General features: G+C 26.6%; 23 protein-coding genes and 2 tRNA genes. 17 read left to right on the top strand and 8 right to left on the bottom strand.

The annotated features are described in order from the left end of the window. Nucleotides 1-194: 194 nt before the first annotated feature. Nucleotides 195-419, bottom strand: a complete 225-nt coding sequence (locus EPJ72_RS02405) for a hypothetical protein (RefSeq protein ID WP_147730666.1) — start codon at nucleotides 417-419, stop codon at nucleotides 195-197. 116 nt (nucleotides 420-535) lie between these two features. Here EPJ72_RS02405 and EPJ72_RS02400 point away from each other — a divergent pair, with 116 nt between their 5' ends. The 8 genes from EPJ72_RS02400 to EPJ72_RS02365 all read left to right on the top strand — a co-directional run bounded on the left by EPJ72_RS02400 (nucleotide 536) and on the right by EPJ72_RS02365 (nucleotide 8091). Next, nucleotides 536-1357, top strand: a complete 822-nt coding sequence (locus EPJ72_RS02400) for a SanA/YdcF family protein (RefSeq protein WP_147730665.1) — start codon at nucleotides 536-538, stop codon at nucleotides 1355-1357. Further along, on the top strand, nucleotides 1354-2760 hold the full coding sequence (locus EPJ72_RS02395; RefSeq protein WP_147730664.1) for a sodium/glutamate symporter: 1407 nt from the start codon (nucleotides 1354-1356) through the stop codon (nucleotides 2758-2760). The genes EPJ72_RS02400 and EPJ72_RS02395 overlap by 4 nt, the downstream gene beginning before the upstream one ends. Nucleotides 2761-2865: 105 nt before the next feature. Continuing rightward, a complete protein-coding gene (rfaE2, locus tag EPJ72_RS02390) occupies nucleotides 2866-3321 on the top strand; it encodes a D-glycero-beta-D-manno-heptose 1-phosphate adenylyltransferase (protein ID WP_147730663.1) in 456 nt (151 codons plus the stop codon). A gap of 78 nt (nucleotides 3322-3399) precedes the next feature. Further along, entirely contained in the window at nucleotides 3400-4782 is a 1383-nt protein-coding gene (gene murC / locus EPJ72_RS02385; protein WP_147730662.1) for a UDP-N-acetylmuramate--L-alanine ligase, read from the top strand. Continuing rightward, a complete protein-coding gene (locus tag EPJ72_RS02380) occupies nucleotides 4757-5686 on the top strand; it encodes a UDP-N-acetylmuramate dehydrogenase (protein WP_147730661.1) in 930 nt (309 codons plus the stop codon). The genes murC and EPJ72_RS02380 overlap by 26 nt, the downstream gene beginning before the upstream one ends. Nucleotides 5687-5741: 55 nt before the next feature. Beyond that, the gene (locus EPJ72_RS02375; RefSeq protein WP_147730660.1) at nucleotides 5742-6110 is read left to right on the top strand and encodes a DMT family protein; all 369 of its coding nucleotides are present in this window, start codon (nucleotides 5742-5744) and stop codon (nucleotides 6108-6110) included. Nucleotides 6111-6171: 61 nt separating this feature from the next. Beyond that, a complete protein-coding gene (locus EPJ72_RS02370) occupies nucleotides 6172-6915 on the top strand; it encodes a basic amino acid ABC transporter substrate-binding protein (RefSeq protein WP_147730659.1) in 744 nt (247 codons plus the stop codon). An 87-nt stretch (nucleotides 6916-7002) separates the two neighbouring features. Next, nucleotides 7003-8091, top strand: coding sequence for a PP2C family protein-serine/threonine phosphatase (locus EPJ72_RS02365; RefSeq protein WP_242004883.1), 1089 nt, complete (start codon nucleotides 7003-7005; stop codon nucleotides 8089-8091). Between the two features lie 64 nt (nucleotides 8092-8155). On the opposite strand, the gene EPJ72_RS02360 is transcribed toward EPJ72_RS02365, so the two are convergent. Next, nucleotides 8156-8228 (bottom strand) — tRNA-Asn (locus EPJ72_RS02360). Between the two features lie 251 nt (nucleotides 8229-8479). Between EPJ72_RS02360 and EPJ72_RS02355 the strand changes: the two genes are divergently transcribed. The 3 genes from EPJ72_RS02355 (at nucleotide 8480) to EPJ72_RS02345 (ending at nucleotide 11400) form a co-directional block, all read left to right on the top strand. Further along, a tRNA-Cys gene (locus EPJ72_RS02355) sits at nucleotides 8480-8551 on the top strand. Between the two features lie 74 nt (nucleotides 8552-8625). Then, the gene (locus EPJ72_RS02350) at nucleotides 8626-10461 is read left to right on the top strand and encodes a penicillin-binding protein (RefSeq protein WP_147730667.1); all 1836 of its coding nucleotides are present in this window, start codon (nucleotides 8626-8628) and stop codon (nucleotides 10459-10461) included. Nucleotides 10462-10497: 36 nt separating this feature from the next. Next, nucleotides 10498-11400 carry a carbohydrate kinase family protein gene (locus tag EPJ72_RS02345; RefSeq protein ID WP_147730657.1) on the top strand — a complete coding sequence of 301 codons (903 nt, stop codon included), beginning with the start codon at nucleotides 10498-10500 and terminating at the stop codon, nucleotides 11398-11400. On the opposite strand, the gene EPJ72_RS02340 is transcribed toward EPJ72_RS02345, so the two are convergent. The 6 genes from EPJ72_RS02340 to EPJ72_RS02315 form a co-directional block, all read right to left on the bottom strand. Beyond that, a complete protein-coding gene (locus EPJ72_RS02340; RefSeq protein WP_147730656.1) occupies nucleotides 11397-11900 on the bottom strand; it encodes a hypothetical protein in 504 nt (167 codons plus the stop codon). The genes EPJ72_RS02345 and EPJ72_RS02340 overlap by 4 nt on opposite strands. A gap of 5 nt (nucleotides 11901-11905) precedes the next feature. Then, entirely contained in the window at nucleotides 11906-13069 is a 1164-nt protein-coding gene (locus EPJ72_RS02335; protein ID WP_147730655.1) for a tetratricopeptide repeat protein, read from the bottom strand. A gap of 30 nt (nucleotides 13070-13099) precedes the next feature. Then, entirely contained in the window at nucleotides 13100-13711 is a 612-nt protein-coding gene (locus EPJ72_RS02330; protein WP_147730654.1) for a bifunctional nuclease family protein, read from the bottom strand. Between the two features lie 71 nt (nucleotides 13712-13782). Then, nucleotides 13783-14016: a hypothetical protein gene (locus EPJ72_RS02325; RefSeq protein ID WP_147730653.1), complete on the bottom strand. Its 234-nt coding sequence runs from the start codon at nucleotides 14014-14016 to the stop codon at nucleotides 13783-13785. Nucleotides 14017-14034: 18 nt separating this feature from the next. Beyond that, complete coding sequence (locus EPJ72_RS02320; protein ID WP_242004881.1) at nucleotides 14035-14802, bottom strand: biotin--[acetyl-CoA-carboxylase] ligase; 768 nt, start codon at nucleotides 14800-14802, stop codon at nucleotides 14035-14037. A gap of 94 nt (nucleotides 14803-14896) precedes the next feature. Next, nucleotides 14897-15832, bottom strand: coding sequence for a DDE-type integrase/transposase/recombinase (locus tag EPJ72_RS02315; protein ID WP_158636874.1), 936 nt, complete (start codon nucleotides 15830-15832; stop codon nucleotides 14897-14899). A gap of 171 nt (nucleotides 15833-16003) precedes the next feature. Between EPJ72_RS02315 and EPJ72_RS02310 the strand changes: the two genes are divergently transcribed. From EPJ72_RS02310 to EPJ72_RS02285, 6 genes are all read left to right on the top strand, one after another. After that, entirely contained in the window at nucleotides 16004-16483 is a 480-nt protein-coding gene (locus EPJ72_RS02310; RefSeq protein ID WP_147730651.1) for a chemotaxis protein CheW, read from the top strand. A gap of 5 nt (nucleotides 16484-16488) precedes the next feature. Continuing rightward, nucleotides 16489-16857, top strand: coding sequence for a 30S ribosome-binding factor RbfA (gene rbfA, locus EPJ72_RS02305; RefSeq protein ID WP_147730650.1), 369 nt, complete (start codon nucleotides 16489-16491; stop codon nucleotides 16855-16857). A gap of 17 nt (nucleotides 16858-16874) precedes the next feature. Further along, nucleotides 16875-17891: a DHH family phosphoesterase gene (locus EPJ72_RS02300; protein ID WP_147730649.1), complete on the top strand. Its 1017-nt coding sequence runs from the start codon at nucleotides 16875-16877 to the stop codon at nucleotides 17889-17891. A 4-nt stretch (nucleotides 17892-17895) separates the two neighbouring features. Further along, on the top strand, nucleotides 17896-18387 hold the full coding sequence (rnhA, locus tag EPJ72_RS02295) for a ribonuclease HI (protein WP_147730648.1): 492 nt from the start codon (nucleotides 17896-17898) through the stop codon (nucleotides 18385-18387). Between the two features lie 241 nt (nucleotides 18388-18628). Beyond that, on the top strand, nucleotides 18629-19636 hold the full coding sequence (locus tag EPJ72_RS02290) for a tetratricopeptide repeat protein (protein ID WP_147730647.1): 1008 nt from the start codon (nucleotides 18629-18631) through the stop codon (nucleotides 19634-19636). A 9-nt stretch (nucleotides 19637-19645) separates the two neighbouring features. After that, nucleotides 19646-20275: a Crp/Fnr family transcriptional regulator gene (locus EPJ72_RS02285; RefSeq protein ID WP_147730646.1), complete on the top strand. Its 630-nt coding sequence runs from the start codon at nucleotides 19646-19648 to the stop codon at nucleotides 20273-20275. The last annotated feature ends 1 nt before the right edge of the window (nucleotide 20276 follow it).

Genomic DNA, 20276 nt, shown 5'->3' with positions numbered 1-20276 from the left:
ATTTGGGTATTTCTTCTATCTTTAGAAATCTTTTAATATTTTTAGTTTCTAATGCTTCATCCACTATAAATAATTTAAATTCTGTGCTATAATCTCTTTTCATAGTAGCATCCTTTTTATTTGTTTTCTGTTCAAAATATTATAACAAGGATACTGCTTTTTTTATACTAAAAAATGTCCAATATCTCATACTCCTAAACATTGTCGTATATATATTTTATTGCAAAAATTAAAACAACAATTATAAGAATTTTAATTATAATATTAAGTATTCCATGTATGCCAAAGAAATGGTCGAAGAATGCTGGACCTCCTGGCATAGGCGGCGGTGCATCAAATCCTCTTAAATGATGATATGGTACTCCTCTGCAAGAGAGAAAAAATAATGATATTATAGATAGATATATTGCTTTTAACATAAACAATCCTAATAAGTTTTATTATGTAATATTAGACGAATTATTTATAAGGAAAGTTCCCTATATTTTTTACGATAATATTAAAAAAATAATAATTTGGACTGTGTTGTTTTAATATGGTGTTTAGTAGATTAAAAAATAAATATTTAAAAAAAATAAAATTAATAGCCTATGAGTTTAATTATATTAGTAAAAATTATAATAATATATTTCTAAAAATAATTAATTATATTTTGCTTATTGTTTACTCTTTTTATCAATTTATTTTAGAGTTTGTTATTGCTGCTATTTTTATAGCTTTAATATCATATTTTAGCGTATCTAATTATTCAAAGAAATATATATATAATTCTATAGAGGATATTCCATATAATGATGTTGCTTTGGTGTTGGGAACGAGTAAATATTTGTCTGATGGCAGAATAAATATGTATTTTAAGTTTAGAATGGATGCAGCTTATGAGCTATACACTAACGGCAAAGTAAAGTATATACTTGTTAGCGGCGATAATAGACATAAATCTTACAATGAACCTAAACAGATGCGTTTAGATTTAATAAAGCTTGGAGTAGATAAAAGGCATATATTTTTGGATTTTGCTGGCTTTAGAACGAGGGATTCTATATTAAGAGCAAATAGGGTTTTTGATTTGAGTAATTTTACTATAGTGTCTCAGCCGTTTCACAATGAGAGGGCAGTGTTTATTGCTAGAGAAAAAAATATTAATGCAATAGCTTATAGTGCTGATAATGTAAGAAAGCTATATAGAATAAGGCAATTTCCAAGAGAGGTTGGTGCAAGATTACTAATGTTTGCCGATATTATTTTCAATAGACCTCCAAAGTTTTATGGCGACCACATAAAAATAGAAGAGAGAGAAATTATAAAAACTAAAAGCAATAAATTAAATAAAAAATCATATAAGGAAAAAAAATGACTTCTCAATTATTAACTCAATTACTTCAAGCATTAGGGCTTTTGTCTATATTATTATTAATAGGCACTTTTTTAAGGGCAAAGGTGAAACTGTTTCAAGATTTATATTTGCCTGCTTCTGTAATAGGTGGATTTATAGGGTTAATTATATCTCAGGAGATTTTAGGAAGATTTTCAAGTTATTCTATATCGGTTGAATATATTAAGTTTTATTCACTTTTACCCGGTATTTTATCTGTACCAATATTTGCAGCAATTCCTTTGGGTATGTTTTTAAATGAAAACAAAAGTATAAAATCACTTTATCCTGCTAAAGTTTTAATGTTATTTGCTATATTTCAATGTGCGAGTATGGCTCAATCTGCTATAGGTTATGCTACAAATATACTCTTTACAAAAATATCTCCAAATATGCCAATGTATAGAACATTTGGTTATGAACTTTCTGCAGGGTTTGCAGGAGGACATGGGCTTGCAGCTTCCACTGGCAAATTGCTTGAAGGCTTTGGGCTTCCTATAATAATACAAGAAACTGCTCAGGGGGTTGCTTTAACTACAGCTACTATTGGGCTTATTGGCGGCATACTTTTTGGTATAGTTTTTATTAATATTGCTATAAGAAAAAATAAAACCAATATAGTAAAAAAAATATCAAGCGAAGACCCTACAAAGGCGGGATATAATAATGATATATCTAAACAGTCTAGTTTAGGGAGAGAGACTTTTTTCAGCAGTTCTATAGAGACTATCACTTTTCACCTTGCTATTATATTTAGCGTATGTGCTGTTGCTTATATTGTATTAGGATTTATAAAAAAAGTAGGCATACAGGGGCTTAATGTTTTGCCTGTTTGGACTTATGCTATGATAATAATGTTTGCATTAAACTTCACTATAAAAAAACTAAAATTATCTTGGTGTGTAGATTCTAAAGTAAAGGCTAAAATAATGGGTACTTTAAGCGACTTTGCCATAATATCTGCTATAACAAGTTTGCCAATAGAGGCAGTTATAACTTATATGGCTCCTATAATTGTTATGTGCGTACTTGGTTTTGTGTTTACATATTTAATAGTATTTTATTTTACTAGTATATTATTTAAAGATGATTATACTTTTGAGAGGGCTATAATCTCTTGGGGTACTTTAACAGGTGTACTTATCACTGGCATGACGCTTCTTAAAATATGCGATCCTGATTATAAAAGTCCTGCTTTAAGTGAGTTCTCTTTAGGTTTTTCATTAATGTCTGTTACTGGGCTTTTAGTTGTGCCTATTTTAAATACAGTTTTAGCTATTGGCTCTACTATGGATAATTTAATCACTGCAATAATCACTTCTGCTTTATATTTGCTGTTCGGCTTTATAGTGTTTTTTGCCTCTAAAAAAAGAGCTAATAATTAAAAAAATATAATTAATTTAAATTATTATTAAATTATGATTGTCATTAATTGGTTTTATGTTATAATTAGTATCAAAATTTCAAAATAGTTTATACTTTATTGATATATGAAAAAAATACTTAATAATTTAGAAGAATTGAAAAATGTATTAGACAAAAGAGATACAAAAATAATAGTATTTACTAATGGTTGTTTTGATATTATTCATAGGGGACATGTAGAATATTTACAAAAAGCAAAAGAGCTTGGCAATATACTTATATTAGGCCTAAACAGTGATGACTCTGTGAGAAGGTTAAAAGGAAGCAAGAGACCAATAAATAATGAAACTGATAGGGCTATAGTATTATCTGCATTAGAATGTATTGATTATGTTTTTATTTTTGATGAAGACACCCCCTTAGAATTGATTAAATTTATAAAACCTGATATTTTAGTAAAAGGCGGAGATTATAAAATAGAAGAGGTTGTTGGCAGAGAATATGCTAAACAAACTGTATTAATAGATTTTGTAAATGGGTATTCTACCACAAATATTATAAAAAAAATTAATATTAATTAATTACAATTTTTATGTAATTTTAACTAAAAATTATTTGTTTTGTTATTTAAAAAATAAAAATTTTATAGGTATGTGCAAATGTTTACAAAAAAGAAAGAAAAGATACATTTTATAGGAATAGGCGGAATAGGAATGAGTGCTATAGCATTGGTTCTTAATTCTATAGATGAGTTTACTATTACAGGAAGCGATTTAGCTAAAACTCCAAAAACTCAATCCCTAGAAGATTGCGGTATAAAAGTTTATTATGGTCATAGAGAAAGCAATGTAGAAGATGATGTTACAGCAGTTGTTAGCTCTTCTGCAATAAGCCCTACTAATGAAGAGATAATATCCGCTAAAAAGAAAAATATTATTGTAATACCTAGAGGAGAAATGCTTGCTGAAATTATGCGTCTAAAGCAAGGTATAGCAATATCAGGCTCTCATGGTAAAACTACCACTACTTCTCTAATAAGTCAAATAATGATAGAAGCAAAATTAAACCCAATATGTATAATAGGCGGAAATCATTTTAATCTTAAAAGCAATGCTTATTGTAATTTAAATAGTGAATATATGGTTTGCGAGGCAGATGAGAGTGACGGAAGTTTTTTAAGACTTTCACCTGTATTTAGCATTGTTACAAATATTGATAATGACCATTTGGATTATTATGGCAATGTTGAAAAATTAAGACTTGCTTTTTTAGATTTTATTAATAAAGTTCCTTTTTATGGCTGTTCTTTTCTTTGTTTTGAAAATGATGTTGTAAGAGATTTGGCTAAAAGTGTAACTAAAAAATATTATTCTTACGGCTTTTCTAATGAATATGATTTTTATGTTGATAAAGATTCTATAAAAATGGAAATGCTTAAAACATATTTTAAAGCTTATTATAAAGATAAGTTTTTAGGAGAGTTTGAACTTCCTTTAATAGGTAAACATAATATACTTAATTCTTTAGCCTCAATTGCTGTGGCATATAATTTAAATATAGATACTGATACAATAAAAAAAGCTCTTAAAACCTTTGAAGGTGTAGGCAGAAGATTAAATAAGTTATATGATAAAGAGATAACATTATTTGATGATTATGCCCACCACCCTACTGAGATAAAAGCAACTCTATCTTCTCTTAGGAATGCTTATAAAGATAGACGAATTATAGCTATATTTCAGCCTCATAGATATAGCAGAACTCAGTTGCTTTTAAATGACTTTGAAAATGCTTTTTTAGATGCTGATAATTTAATAATTACCGATATATATGCTGCAGGAGAAAGTCCTATTGCTGGAATTAGCGGTGAAACTATATGCAAAACAGTAAAAAATAATAATATAAAATATATAAAAAATATAGAAGATATATTGCCAGAATTAGAAAAAATAAAACAAGACGGAGATATAATAATTACTTTGGGGGCTGGCAATATAGTAAAGGTTAGTAATGATTATGCAAAAAAATTATCAGAATCTTGAAAATTTTTTAGAAAAAAATAAGGTTACATACAAAAAAAACCGTCCGTTTAAAGAATGTACTAGTTTCAGTGTTGGGGGAATAGTAGATTTATATGTTACTGTAAAAAATATAGATGAGCTTTTATCTTTACTTGTGTTTTTAAATAAAAATAATATAAAATATTTTGTGATAAAAGATAAAAATAAATTCCTTGTATCTGATGATGGATATGATGGTGTTATTATATCTATGGAAGGAAGTTTTGAAGATTTTGAATTCTTAGATGATTGTGTATTAAAAGCTAATAGTTCTGCTATTTTAGAGCGACTTTCACATGAGGCTCGTATTAGAAATTTATCTGGATTAGAGTTTGTTGCTATGGTAAATAGTAGAATAGAGTCTGCTATTTATGGAGAGCTTGAATCTTTTGGTATATCATTTATGAATATTGTAGAAACTTTAACTGTGCTTTATCAAGATTTAATGATTATAAAAGATATATCTAAAAATGAATATTTATCTTCAAGCAGAGAGATTAAGGATAATATGATTATTTTATCTGCTACTTTAAAATTAGAAAAAGACTCTCCTGAAAGTATAGATAATAGAATAGATTGGTTTAGATATATAAGAGGTTCTGTTGCCCCAATGGAGGCTAATATTGGTCCTGTATTTGAAGATTTTGATAATATAAAAGCTTATGAGATGGTTGAGAGAGTTGGCGGGCTTGAAATGAAGGCTGGTACTATGAGATGGCATAAAAGATTTCCTAATTATATAGTTAATGAATGTGTTTACATAGATAATTGCTCTACCAATATGTCTAAAGTTTCTGATGTCTTATCATTAATAGATGATACAAAAAAGAAAATAGAGCAGCATTATGCTTTGAATCCTAAAATCAATATTAAACTTTTAAGTTAATAAATAAATATTTCTTTTTTAATAAATCATAATAAAAACAGGAGATTAAAAAATTATGAAAGGTGTAACTACTATAGCACTTCTTATTTTATCAAATACATTTATGACTATAGCTTGGTATGGACATTTAAAATTTAGCGAAATGAAGGGTTTTGCTAAATTATCTCTTCCTTTTGTTATATTAATTAGTTGGGGGATTGCTTTATTTGAATACTGCTTTCAAGTGCCTGCTAACAGAATTGGTTTTGAAGGAAATGGAGGGCCTTTCTCTCTTATGCAATTAAAAGTTATGCAGGAAGTTATTACTTTAACTATATTTACAATATTTACAGTTGTATTTTTTAAAACAGAAACTTTGAGAATTAATCATTTTATTGGTTTTTTATGTTTAATATTGGCTGTATTTTTTATATTTAAAAAATAGCACTTGACTTTTTTAACTATATATAGTATTATTGTTCAAAGTAATAATTGGAGTTCTTACAATGAAAAAAATATTCTTTTTGTTTTTATGTTTTACTTTATTAATTCTTTCTTGCAATAATAATACTGACAATAAAGAGGTATCAAACGAAGATGTTTTGATTGTTGGGATTGATGCTGATTTTCCTCCTTTTGGTTATTTTGAAGGAAATGAGATAAAGGGATTTGATTATGATATAATAAATGAAGTAGCTAAAGTTTCTGGGCTTAATATTGAGGTTACAGCTATGAAATTTGATGGGCTTTTACCTGCTTTACAAACTAAAAAAATAGATGCCATTATTGCTGGAATGACTGTTACAGAGGAGAGAAAAAAGTTTGTTAATTTTTCTACAACTTATTATGTATCTAGTCAGGTTATGTTAGTTAATGAGAAAAATGATAGTATTACTAATTTTGATAATTTAATTGGAAAGAATGTTGGTGTTGTTATTGGTACTACGGGTGATACTATTATGACAGAAACTGAGGGAGTTAATACTCAGAAATTTGATACTGGAGCTGGGGCTGTACTTGCTTTGGCAGAAAATAAGATTGACGCTATTGTGTTTGATAAAGAGACTTGCAAAAATTTTGCTAAGTATAATGATGGTATTAAATTAATAGAAAGTGATGCTGTTGAAGAAGATTATGCCATTGCTGTGAGAAAAGAAGATACTTTAATTTTGGATAAGATTAACGAAGGCTTATCTGTAATTATGACTAATGGAACATATGAAAAACTTATAGATAAGAATTTTAAATAAAAAAATTATTAATTTTATTAACTAATCTAATTTTGTATAATTTGCAAATAATTACTTTTTGTTTTATAATAATAAAAAGCTATTATTATGAAACAAAAAGTTTTAATTTTATTGAAAATAGCATTGGTAGCATTTTTTTTGCTGTTTCTTATATTAAATATTACCTCAATAGTCTATTATAACACAAAAATTGTATTTATTGTATTACTTGTACTATTCTTATTGTTTTCTATTTCTTTTTTTATAGTCTATTTTTTTGTACAAAACTCTACATCTAATTATAAAGAAATACTCGAAACTAATGATAACGGAATAACACATAGATTTTCTAATATAAATAGTGCTATATTAAATGATTATCAAAATGCTATAAAAAAACTAAAAGAAAAAAACATGTATGTATTAGGAAGATATGATGTATTAGATAATATAAGAAAAAAATATAAAAAAGATATGAAGAATGCCAAAAAAATACAGCGTTCCATGCTTCCTAAAAAAATGCCAAAAAATGAATACCTATCTTCTTATTCATTTTACAATCCTGTAGAAATAATAGGAGGAGATTTTTTTGATTATGTTTATTTAAATAATGATGCTAGTGAGATACTTTTTATTATATCTGATGTTAGCGGACATGGTATAGATGCTGCTATAATAACAGCTGTAATAAAAACTGCTTTTAGAGATTTATCTAAAAATTTCATAAGTGTTAAATCTTTGCTGCATGATATAAATGATACTTTAATTAATATGATGCCAAGCGGATATTATTCCACGATGATAGTTGCAAAAATAGATTTAAAAAATAGAGTTTTAACTTATTCCAATGCCTCTCATACTCCTTTACTTGCCGTACGCAATAATGGTATTAAAGAATATAGAAATGGTGGAACAATAATAGGTTTATTTCCTAGTGCATATTTCCATGAAGAGGATATTGAACTTAATAATGGGGATATATTTTTATTTTTTACAGATGGTATTATTGAGGCTTCTAAATCTAAAAATAAATATGATGTATATGGTATAGATAGATTAAAAGATATGTTTAGAGGTAATAGTAATTATAGTGCTGAAACAATAATAGAAAATATCAAGAGGGATTTTTATGAGTATTTAGATTATAGAAGTCCTGACGATGATTGTTCTATGGTTATTTTCAAAGTAAATTATTAAATTATATTTTATGTATTGATTTTTGCAATAAAAAAGCCCCATAAAAATATAGGGCTAAATAATGCTCCGAGAACAGGGTTCGAACCTGCGACCCGGTGATTAACAGTCACCTGCTCTACCGACTGAGCTATCTCGGAATATTTTTTATTCTTAATTGTTTGATTATAATAGCATATTTAATAAAAAATGTCAATAGCTAAAATAAAAAAATATATTACTATAAATTATATACTTAACTATTTAATAAGCTATTAAATAATTAAAATATATAAAAATAGAAAATATTATCTAAAAACTATACACATATATTTATTTATGAAAAAAGATTTTTATATCATCTATTGACTTTTTAATTTATTTATTATATACTATGCTCATCAAAATATATGGCGGTGTAGCCAAGTGGTAAGGCAGGAGTCTGCAAAACTCTTATTCATCGGTTCGAATCCGTTCGCCGCCTCATTTTTCTAATTTTTTGTTAACATAATGAAAAAGATACATGTTTTTGCAATATTCTTCTTAGTTATCGTAATTATGCTCACTCAAAAACTTTATGTGCTAACTATCAAAGAAAGACAGTCCACTCAAGAAGCTAATGATTCTCATGAACCAAGAGGCACTATTTATGATTCTAAAATGAGACCTCTTACAATCAATATACCAGCATACACTGTATATATAGATACTCAGTCTGTAGCAGAACTAGATGGAAAAGAAGGCATTGATGTAAATGAAGGATATGATGAAATATTAAAATTACTCGGTATTACAAAAGAAAGATTTGCAGAACTATTAAAAGACAAAAGAAGAACTATAAGATTAGCAAGAAATGTTAGCTTAGATGTTTATAATAGAATAAAAGAAGTAAAAAATAAATATAATATTAAAAGTATTTATGGAAATGAAAGCTATAAGAGATTTTATCCATATGCTGATATATTTGCTCATGCTATAGGCTATATGAACAAATCTGAAACTGAAGGCTATGCTGGACTAGAAGCTACTTATCAAAATGTTTTATCTTCTGTAAATGGACAATCAAAGGATTTAGTTTTAACTCTTGACAGAGATATACAAACTATAGTAAGAAATGAGGTATTAAAAACTGTAGCAGAGAAATCTCCTCAATCTGTTACTTTTATAGTGTCTGATGTAAATACTGGGGCTATTATAGCAAATTATTCTTATCCATCTTTTGACCCAAATAATCCTTTTATATATGTTAATAATGAAAGATTAGACAGAAGTATAATGAGTACTATTTATCCGGGCTCTACAATGAAAATATTTGTAGAACTTGCCGCTTTAGAAGAGGGGGTTGCTAATACTGATGAAATTTTTTATTGTAATGGTTATTATGATTACAGTAAACAAACTCGTATACACTGCGATTATCCGCATGGTAAAATAGCTTTTAATGATATATTAAAATACAGCTGCAATTATGCTGTTGTTACAGTGGCTGAGAGAGTAGATAAAAAATTCTTATATGAATATTTAAAAAGATTTGGATTCGGTGATGCTACAGATGTAATGGGAAAATACAAAAATGAATGGACTGGTATATATCATGATTTACAGGATTGGCATAGATTTTCACGCGGTTATTTAGCAATAGGTTATGATTTAAGCGTAACACCTATGCAAATAGCTTCTTCATATTTACCGCTTTTAAATGGCGGATATAAAGTTCAAATGCATGTTGTAGACTCTGTTTATGATGGGGAAAAAAGATTAGTATTAACAAATAACTTAAAAAAAGAAAGAATAATAGAAGAGCAATATTCACAAATAGCAAGACTTTTACTTAGAAAAGGGGTTGAATCAGGCTCTACAGGAAGCAGAGCTAATTTACTTAATATAGATGTTGTTGGTAAAACAGGTACTGCTATCACTGAAGTATATAGAGCAGGTTCTACAGATAGAGCTGAAAAATATTATCAATCTATATTTATAGGCGGATTTCCTTTGGAAGACCCTAAAGTTTCTATATTGGTTTTATTAGATGACCCCAAAGGTTCTGGAGGGCTTGCTGCGGGAAGAGTTGCAGCTCCGCTTTTTGCTCAGGTTGCTAATCAGATAATTCCATATTTGGGACTCGTTGATGGAGAGATACATACTATAAATACTAATGAATTTTTATCTTTAGTACCAAAAGATAATATTATTTATACTAATAACATTATGCCTAATATATATGGTCTTTCATTAAGAGATGCTTTAAACAATATATCTTATATAGTTTCTAATAATAATGCCAAAATAGTTGTTCAAGGAGAAGGATATATTTATGATTATAGCCCTCAAGCTGGAACTATAATATCTAATGAAGAGATAATAAGGCTTAATCTTAAAGCTCCTAATAAATAGTTTTTATAAATAACCTTTTTAAGGAGATAAAATAAAATGTTTAATATACTTACATTTGGCGAACTTTTATATGATGTTTATAATGATGTATCTGTAATAGGAGGGGCACCTTTTAATTATTCTATTCAACTATCCAGACTTTTAAGTAATGATGATAAATTAAAGTTTATAACTTCATTAGGAAATGATAAATTAACTAATGATGCTATTGATTTTATAAAAAAAGAAAATATTGATTATTCTTTAATACAAATAAATAATAATTATGAAACTGGAAAAGCAACTGTATTTCTTAATGAAAAAAAAGTACCTGATTATATAATTCATGAGAATGCTGCTTGGGATAACATAGAATATAATGAAAAGATAGAAAATGCATTAAAAGAAAAATATGATTTATTTTATTTTAATATTTTATCTCAAAGAAATGAATGTTCATATAATACTATAAAAAAAATATATAATAATATTGATTCTAAATATAAAATATGTGATGTAACTTTTAGAAAAAATTATTATACTAAAGAAAAAATAAAAGGGGCATTAGAATTTATTAATATATTAAAAATAAATGATGATGAGCTTTATACTATAAAAAATATATTTTACCCATCTTTAGAAAATGATAATGAAAAATTATTAAAAGTTATAAGCAAAGATTTTAATATTAAATATATATTTTTAACCCTTGGTGCTAAGGGAGCTTCTGTGCTTTATAATAATGAATATATATTTAAACCTTCAAATAAAGTAAAAGTAGTTGATACTGTTGGAGCTGGCGATTCATTTGCAGCTGCTTTAAGCTATGCTATTTTAAGTAATTTAGATATAATAAAAGTGCTTGATTTTGCATCAGCTGTATCTGAAGAGATGATACAGGTAAAAGGCGGTACTGCAAAATATAACACTATAGAGGTAAAAAAATTATTTAATCTTTAATCTTTGCCTGTATAATATTTATATTTTGTTTTGCTTAAAAATCTTATATACTTAAAATTGCCAGTGTAGATTTCTTCTTTAAAGATATACTCTCTTATATCATCATAAAATGTTTGTAAATCAGATTGCATTAATTTATCTATATAGGTAGATTTATTTTTTGACATATAATCATAGAGTCTTTTATGGAGAAGCATATATATATAGTTTTCAGGGGGAGTATTTGATTTTATTATTCCGCTATAAACCATATTATTAGAATCGTTTTCTAAAAACTTTTGTGCTGTATAAATATTATTGCTATATATTAATTTACCTTCAGGTGAAAACAAATAAGAAGCATCTATATAAAAAATATATTCTTTATTGTCTGATGAAAGCAAATTATCAAACTTTCTTATTATTCTAAAAGTTTTGTTTAGATTATAATTTTTTAAATCTTGCACGTAAAGAAAATTTATATTAAAAAAAAGTAATAAAACAATAATTAATAATCTCATAATCATTATTTAGGTATAGACCTAAGAAGCCTTGTAAAATCAGCATCTTTAGGAAATATTTTCAAAGCTTCCTCTATTATTGTATTAGCATTATTATATCTTTTGCTATTATATTCTGTAACAGCATAATTATAATATGACACTTTAAGATTCCTTTTTAAAACTGTAGTATTTTCTCCTAAATCTTCTATACCTTGTTTATATATATTTATGGCAGAAGAGAAATCTTTTTGATTTAAATAACTTGCACCAATAGTATTATAATAATGCTCTGTATTTTTTTTAGTCATACTATTATTAGGGTTAAAGTCATATGCTTCTTTAAGATAAGTGTATGCCTTCTCATAATTGCGTTTTTTTAATGCCTCCAATGCTGCTCTATTAAAAGCATTAACTAAATTATCATTATACATTTCAGTATATGGAGATAAATAATAAGCCTTTTTAGCCATAGTTAATTGCTTATCTAAGTCATTTTCTATTTTTCTTAGAGAAATTGAATTGGGATATAATGTAGCTATTAAAGTGAGAATATCTGCTTCATTTATATTATTATAATTTTGTTTAGGCACAAATGTAACTATAGTAGAAGTTCCTGTATTTCTTATCTCTTTAGTGCCGGGATTAAAACCTCTAGCTAAAGTAGTTTCCACATCAATAGGACCTTTTTCTGTATAAACTGTACAAAATGCATGACTTGAAGTTAATACGCCTTTAACCTCATAGCCAAACTCACTATAAAGAAGATAATAAAGTATAGAAGAACTTAAACAATTATATTCACCCTTAGAAATCATATCCTGAAATAAAGTAGAAGTTTCAAAATATTTCTTTAATATACCTTTATCATATATCCACAGTAAAAGCCTATTTCCAAAATCATAAGCCCCCTCATCTGCATACTGAGAAAGCTCATCTTTTGCCATTTTTCTAATATCATCTAATTTAGTTCTATAAAATTGAAACTCATCTTCATCAGTAATTCCAGATGCTATAATAAAACCGTCATAATATAATTCCATATCATTTGTATCACCATTATCTATTTTTGTAAAGAAATCTTTTTCTAATGGAGTTAATTCAGTTTCATCAAATTTTATTTTATCCGAAGGTTTAGAATATACTATTAGAGAAATAATAAATAAAAATATTATTATATATTTTTTCATTTTTATAAACCTTATTAGCTAATAAATAAATTAATTAAGTTTGTCTAATTCATCTCTATATCTAGCAGCATCTTCATATCTTTCTTCTTTTATAGCTTGATCTAATAATCTTTGTATCTCTTCTCTAGTTTTTATATTATTATTATTATTATTATTTACTGCATTATTATTATCTAACTGAGAAACCTCTTCCTCATTATTATCAAATCTCTGATATACAAAAGGAACAGCAGGAGACTCCTCTCCATTTTCAAGTATAATACCAGCTTTTTCTATAACATGCTCTTCTACATAAATAGGACACTTAAACTCCAAAGCTAATGCTATAGCATCAGAAGGTCTAGAATCTATAAAAACATTATTCTTATCATATTCAATAACAAGTTTAGCAAAATAAGTATCCATATGTATATTATCTATAACTATATTAAGCAATTTAATATTACAAGTATTAAATATTTTATTAATAAGATTATGAGTTAGAGGTCTTTCTTTTTTATAACCTATAAGGCTAGTCATTATAGATTGAGCTTCTAATGTAGCTATAGATATAGGAATAACTTTTTCAGTATTTTCTGGCTTTAACATTACAACAAAATATTTATCTGTTATAGCCAAATTAAGTATTTTTGCTTCAATCACTTTTAAAACCTCTCATTTTATAATATTAATATATATGTTTGATTTGTCAAGGACATTTTTTTATATACTATTTACTTGCTTTTTAATAAAAATTCTTTAGATATAAAAATAGTAAACAAAATAAGTATCAACGCACTAATAGCCGCACTTATATAAGGCGTAATAGTAAATAATAAAGATATAATAGCAGTAGTTACAATAGCAAGTATTATTATTATTATCTCAAATAATATAAACAATATAATATTCTTTTTATTTATTTTCTTTTTTTCTTCTGGTTTTTTATACGGTATAGGTTTTCTCATAATTTAAACTTCCATTTTTTAATAATTAGTATCTATATCTAAAGAAGCCCTTGATATCCAAGTTTCTTCTTTTTTATTAACTTCAACAATTAAGTATCCTTCTTCAGTAATATCTTTAACTAAAGCACTAATTTCTTCACCATCTTTTTTTGCCTTTATAACTCTGCCTATCATATTACTGTATTCTCTGAAATATTCTGATAATTTTTTTTCGCTTGTATATACTTCCTCAAAGCATGTAATAAACTCTTTATAAAATTCAGATAATTCTATTTTTAAATTAGTTTCCATATAAAGAGAAGTTGCCTTATGCTCTATATCTGATGGAAAGTCCTCTTTTGTATGGTATAAATTAACACCCGTTCCAATTATGCAGGCATTTCTATTTTCTATAAGAGTAAGCTGAATAAGCGTTCCTGATATTTTTCTGTTTTTTACTAAAACATCATTAGGCCATTTTACATGAGCATTTACATTATATTTTTCTCTTAGGCATTTACTTAAAGCAATGCCTGGAAGAAAACTTAATGCTTCTTTCTTAAATGGAGTATATACTAATATACTAAACCATAGGCCTAAATCATTATTAGATATCCACTGATTACCATGTGTGCCTTTACCCGCAATTTGTTTTAAAGCAATGTATACACTACCCTCTTCTAACTTAATACCATTATTTAAATCTTCTATCATCTTTGTATTTGTACTTTCTAAAGATTCAAATATTTTTAAGTTTCTTCCATATACTTTGTTTTTTAAATTTTCTAAAAATATGTTAACTTCCATGTTTTTATTATACATTTAAAAATGAATATATCAATATCTTTTAATATTTTTTGTTATTTAGAAAAAACATTAAACAATTAAACAAAATAAATTGTCATGGAGCCATAGATATTGTACTTTTACTTGCTATAATATTTTTGATTCTTTCTTTGATTGTAATATAACCTAACGAAGAAATCAATCTTTGATTGTTATAAAAATGTGTATATTCTTTTAATTTTTCTCTCAATAATTCTACAGTTATATTTTTATTTAATCGTGAATAAAATTCTCTTTCGTCTATACCGTGTACTCTTTCTACTACGCCGTTATATCTTGGTGTTGCTATAGGAATATATCTCCTCTCTAATTTATTTTTTAAGCAGTATTCATCAAAAATATTTATTTTAGGAGTATTAATACAGCGATAAGTATATTCTATACCATTATCGGTTTGTATAGCTTGTATCTTAAAAGGTGAAGTTTTTAAGACATATTTTAAGAAAGATAAAGCACTAGAAGGTGTTTTATCTTCATAGATCTGCCTCCAACTATAACGAGTAGCTAAATCTACAGCAGTGAATTGATAAACTCTTTTTCTACCTAATTTGATATATTTAGTGTCTATTTGAACTATTTTGCCCTCTTTTTGTATTTTAGAGACAAATTTACGCTTATCATATCGCTTCTTTTTCTTTTTTGTTTTATATCTCCAAAGATTATTTCTTTTTAGTACATTCTCTATAGCTGTAACACCTATCTTAATGCCTTCACGATTTAAATATGCTTTAATATAATGCTTACCTCGATATTCTTTAGTATAGAGTTTAATAATTAAATTAATAGCTTTTTGGTTATTAAAGATATTTGGGGAAGTTTTTGGTCTAGTGCTAAAATTGGCGACAGTTCCAGTGTCTTTATATTTTTTAAGCCAAGCATAAAAAGTAGATTTGGGTATTTCTTCTATCTTTAAAAATCTTTTAATATTTTTAGTTTCTAATGCTTCATCCACTATAAATAATTTAAATTCTGTGCTATAATCTTTTTTCATAGTAGTATCCTTTATTTATTTTCTATATCAAAATATTATAACAAGGATACTGCTTTTTTTATACTAAAAAATGTCCAATATCTCACACTCCTAAACATTAAACAAAATAAATATACTTGACTTATAATATTTATATATTATAATTTTAGAGTACATTTTTAAGGAGTTAATATGAGTAGCACTACATCAAATCAAATACTTGTATTTAAAATAAATAATGAATTATATGGTATGGATATTCTAAAAGTTCAAGAGATTTTAAGCTTTATGCCTCCTACTCCAATACCTAACTCTCCTGAATATTTTAAAGGAATTATTAATTTAAGAGGTACTATAATATTAGTAATAGATTTAAGATCCAGATTTCATTTTGATAAGCCAATGGATCCAGAAAATTGTGTAATAGTTGTAGTTGCTATAGGAAATAAAAAATATGGACTTGTAGTTGATTCCGTATCTGATGTACTTACTATTAACAATGAAAATATACAGTCTGAGATAGATATACACTCTGGCATAGACAGCAGATATATTAACGGTTTAGTAAAAGCCAATGAACAAATGATTATATTAGTGGATATAGATAAAGTATTTTTGGAAAATGAACTTGATAATTTAACAAATAAAGTAAATAATTCAATAGTGCAGTAAAATATATGTCATCACATAGAATACTTAGAGTTAATGAAAATATAAAACAAATACTATCTACCATTCTTTTAAGAGAGATAGAAGACCCTCGCATAAAAAACAATTTGGTTACTATAACTCGTATTGATACAGCTAAAGATTTGAAAGAGGCTAAAGTATATTTTGTATGTTTAGACTCAAGCAAACAAAATGAGGTATTAAGTGGGCTTAATAGTGCTAAGGGAGTTATATTCTCTTATTTAAGAAAACAGCTTACTATAAGATATGTTCCTAATCTTACTTTCTATTATGATAAAACATTAATGGAAACTAATAAAGTATTAAGCGACATAAGAAACTTAGACATAAAAGAAGATAGTCAAGAAGAAGAATAAAAAATATCGGAGTAAAAATGCCTATCAAATCCAAGACAGATAGAAAAAAAATAACAACAACAAAGAAAGATATATTAAAAAGAATATCAAATGCTAAAAACATAACAATTACAGGACATAGAAATCCTGATGGGGACTGTATATGTTCTGGACTTGCTTTATCACTGCTTATAAAAAAAGTATTTAAAAAGAAATCTTATGTTGTTAATACAGATAAGATGCCTAAAGAATTAAAAAATGTACTCAATATAGATAAAGTTATTTTTGAAGTTAATGAAAATAATTTGCCTAAAAAAGATGTGCTTATAATACTTGATTCTGGAGATATAGAAAGAATTGGTTGGATTGCTGATATTACTAGCGAATATAATGGAGTAATATTTATAGACCATCATAAAGTAAGAAACATTAATGGCGTTACTATGTTTTATGATGATATTAAAGCTGCTGCTACTTGCGAGATAATATTTGACATATTTTCATCATATCTTAAAAACATGGATTCTACTATAGCTACCCTACTTTACTGCGGTCTTTCAACAGATACAGGCGGGTTTGTTTTCAGCAACACTACAGAGAGAACTTTGCTTTTTGCTTCAAAGATGATGTCTAAAAAAGTTAATATAGAAAATTTAGGTAATGTTGTAAGAAAGAGATATTCAAAAACAGATGTAGAAGCATTAGTTTATATGTATAATGAGATGGTGATAGATGAAGATAAAAAGATTGGCTATTTATGCTTAAAAGAAGAGATTAACGGTCATAACTTAAAAGATATTAGCGTAAGTGCATCTGATACTCTCATACAAATGCAAGATGTGTTAATAGGTTTTATAGTACATGAAAGCGATTATAATTTTAGGGTAAGTATAAGAAGCAGATGTAAAAAGGATATAAGAGAGATAGCAGAGTCATTTGGAGGCGGAGGACACCCTAAAGCTTCAGGATTTACAGTATCAAAAGAAAAATATAAAACTAAAGAAGAATTAGTAAAAGCTATAAAAGAAAAGATAGTTTTATTATTAGAATCTTAAATTTATGCAAAAAGACAATATAATAATATACACAGACGGCGGCTGCAGAGGAAACCCAGGTATAGGAGCTTGGGGAGCTATATTACTTAGTGAGAAACATAATTTAAGGCTAGAAATAGGCGAAAGCGAAGAGCATACAACTAATAATAAAATGGAGATGCAGGCAGCAATTAAAGCTCTTGAAAGACTTAAACATTCTCATAATATAAAATTATATAGCGATAGTGCCTATTTAGTTAATGGAATGAATAGCTGGATTTATTCTTGGCAAAAAAATAATTGGATTAAAAGTGATAAAAAGCCTGTTGAAAATAAAGACTATTGGCTAAAATTAATAGACCTATCAAAAAAACATAGTATTGAGTTTATAAAAGTAAAAGGACACTCATCAAACAAAGAAAATAATCGTGCTGATGAGATAGTAAATATATTAATGGACGAACATATAAAAAACGGCAGTATATCTGAGTTTTACAGCAAAACAGATATAAACTAAAGATTTTAAGTTTATCAAAAATATTACTAATATATATAAAAAATAAAATATTTGCATTTTTTGCAACTTTGACGAAGTCCGCAGAGCGAAGGCGGGAAAAAGTTGAATAAAATAAAAACTTATAAAATATAGCTATTTATATATAACTAAAAATGCTAAAAAATAACTTGAAAAAAGGTTTATTAGTGATAAAATTAAATTTAGTAATAAGAAATATCCAAAATATTTTAAGGAAACAATAATGCAAACAAGAGTATATAAAGCAGGATCTATAGTATATTTTGCTGGAGATAATTCTGATAGAGTTTATATTCTAAAGCAGGGTCAAGCCCATAGTATATTTTTATCAGAAGAGACAGGGCATGAAACTAGAGAATTAATCAACATAGGTGAGTTTTTTGGCGTAAAAAGTATACTAGGTACTTATCCTCAAGAAGATACTGTTCAATGTTTAACAGATTGCGTTATTATTATTTTAACATATAGCGAATTTGAAAGTTTAGTTTCAAAAAATAAACCAATAATCATAAAAATGCTTAAAGTATTTTCAAATCAACTAAGAAGAATAAACAGAAAAGTTGGTATATTAGTAGAAAATACAATAGATGAAGAAGGTCCTTCACCATTAGAGGGGCTATATAATATTGGTGAGTTTTATTTCAAAGCTAAAAAATATAAAAACGCACTATATGCTTATAAAAGATATATACAATCTGCTGATGAGGATTCTGTATTTTATCATACTGTAGAGCAAAGAATAAAAGAATGCAAAAGTTTATTAAATATAACAGATGATAGTAATATAGCTCCATTAGAAGACAGCACAACAGAAGAACCAAAAATAATAAGCAAGCCAAGCACATCTATAGAAAACACTTCTATTAACAATAAAGATTATGACAGGGCTTTAGAGTTTTATGAGAGAGGCGATTATGTGAACGCTATAAAATCATTTAATGCTCTTTTAAAAAATGAAGATAAAGATGTGGCTGAAAACTCAATATTTTATATGGGGAAAGCTTATTATTATATTAATAAATATGATAATGCTTCTAAGGTTTTATTATCAGCAATAAAAACATATCCAAAATCAAAAAATGTAAAAGAGGCAATATTATATTTAGGTAAAAGCTTTGCTAATATTGGTGATAAAGATAAGGCAAAAGCATATTATCAAAAAGTTATGTCTATACCTCCGATGGATAGTTTATCACAAGAGGCTAATGACAGCATACAAAAACTTAATTAAGGATAAAAAATGGATAATATATATTCACATACAAAAAAATATGAAGCTGATGATATAATATTTTTGGAATATGAAACAGGTAATAAATTTTATATGGTTCAAAGTGGCTCTGTAAAAATAACCAAAGTAATAAAAGACGTAGAAAAATTATTAGATATAGTTTATCCTGGAGATTTCTTTGGAGAGATGGCTATACTTGAAGGTACAACAAGAAGTGCTTCTGCTATAGCAAATGAACCTACTACATTACTTGAATTAACAAAAGAAAACTTCCAAACAATATTAGGCAACAATACAGCTATGGCATTAAAATTATCTAAAATGCTTGCTAAGAGAATATTTGATGCCAAAAGAAGATTATTAATACTTCAATTACCAGAAACAGATTTGAGAGTTTATGATTGTTTATTATTATTAGCTGAACTTCAAAATATTCCAAGAGATCATTATTATGACCCTCAAGAATTAAATGCCACTATAGCTGATATAGCAAATTGGTGCGGTATAAATATTAATGATGTACAGAAAGTATTAAATAATTTAATTAAATCAGGTAAAATTGATGTGTATGCTAACACAATAAAGGTAAGAAATTTAAAAGAAATACAAAGACAAATAGATTTAAAAAGAAAAAAATAAT

Source organism: Brachyspira pilosicoli (genome assembly GCF_008016535.1).
GTDB classification, from domain to species: domain Bacteria; phylum Spirochaetota; class Brachyspiria; order Brachyspirales; family Brachyspiraceae; genus Brachyspira; species Brachyspira pilosicoli_A.
This window is presented reverse-complemented; position numbering and strand designations above follow the sequence as displayed.

Excerpts from the sequence above, each read along its gene's own strand:
- EPJ72_RS02325 (WP_147730653.1), bottom strand. The coding sequence starts at position 14,016 with ATGAGAAAACCTATACCGTATAAAAAACCAGAAGAAAAAAAGAAAATA.
- EPJ72_RS02340 (WP_147730656.1), bottom strand. The coding sequence starts at position 11,900 with ATGAGATTATTAATTATTGTTTTATTACTTTTTTTTAATATAAATTTT.
- EPJ72_RS02310 (WP_147730651.1), top strand. The coding sequence starts at position 16,004 with ATGAGTAGCACTACATCAAATCAAATACTTGTATTTAAAATAAATAAT.
- EPJ72_RS02300 (WP_147730649.1), top strand. The coding sequence starts at position 16,875 with ATGCCTATCAAATCCAAGACAGATAGAAAAAAAATAACAACAACAAAG.
- EPJ72_RS02345 (WP_147730657.1), top strand. The coding sequence starts at position 10,498 with ATGTTTAATATACTTACATTTGGCGAACTTTTATATGATGTTTATAAT.
- EPJ72_RS02405 (WP_147730666.1), bottom strand. The coding sequence starts at position 419 with ATGTTAAAAGCAATATATCTATCTATAATATCATTATTTTTTCTCTCT.
- EPJ72_RS02285 (WP_147730646.1), top strand. The coding sequence starts at position 19,646 with ATGGATAATATATATTCACATACAAAAAAATATGAAGCTGATGATATA.
- rnhA (WP_147730648.1), top strand. The coding sequence starts at position 17,896 with ATGCAAAAAGACAATATAATAATATACACAGACGGCGGCTGCAGAGGA.
- EPJ72_RS02320 (WP_242004881.1), bottom strand. The coding sequence starts at position 14,802 with ATGGAAGTTAACATATTTTTAGAAAATTTAAAAAACAAAGTATATGGA.
- EPJ72_RS02290 (WP_147730647.1), top strand. The coding sequence starts at position 18,629 with ATGCAAACAAGAGTATATAAAGCAGGATCTATAGTATATTTTGCTGGA.
- EPJ72_RS02335 (WP_147730655.1), bottom strand. The coding sequence starts at position 13,069 with ATGAAAAAATATATAATAATATTTTTATTTATTATTTCTCTAATAGTA.
- rfaE2 (WP_147730663.1), top strand. The coding sequence starts at position 2,866 with ATGAAAAAAATACTTAATAATTTAGAAGAATTGAAAAATGTATTAGAC.
- EPJ72_RS02400 (WP_147730665.1), top strand. The coding sequence starts at position 536 with ATGGTGTTTAGTAGATTAAAAAATAAATATTTAAAAAAAATAAAATTA.
- EPJ72_RS02370 (WP_147730659.1), top strand. The coding sequence starts at position 6,172 with ATGAAAAAAATATTCTTTTTGTTTTTATGTTTTACTTTATTAATTCTT.
- EPJ72_RS02375 (WP_147730660.1), top strand. The coding sequence starts at position 5,742 with ATGAAAGGTGTAACTACTATAGCACTTCTTATTTTATCAAATACATTT.
- rbfA (WP_147730650.1), top strand. The coding sequence starts at position 16,489 with ATGTCATCACATAGAATACTTAGAGTTAATGAAAATATAAAACAAATA.
- EPJ72_RS02350 (WP_147730667.1), top strand. The coding sequence starts at position 8,626 with ATGCTCACTCAAAAACTTTATGTGCTAACTATCAAAGAAAGACAGTCC.
- murC (WP_147730662.1), top strand. The coding sequence starts at position 3,400 with ATGTTTACAAAAAAGAAAGAAAAGATACATTTTATAGGAATAGGCGGA.
- EPJ72_RS02315 (WP_158636874.1), bottom strand. The coding sequence starts at position 15,832 with ATGAAAAAAGATTATAGCACAGAATTTAAATTATTTATAGTGGATGAA.
- EPJ72_RS02380 (WP_147730661.1), top strand. The coding sequence starts at position 4,757 with ATGCAAAAAAATTATCAGAATCTTGAAAATTTTTTAGAAAAAAATAAG.
- EPJ72_RS02395 (WP_147730664.1), top strand. The coding sequence starts at position 1,354 with ATGACTTCTCAATTATTAACTCAATTACTTCAAGCATTAGGGCTTTTG.
- EPJ72_RS02365 (WP_242004883.1), top strand. The coding sequence starts at position 7,003 with ATGAAACAAAAAGTTTTAATTTTATTGAAAATAGCATTGGTAGCATTT.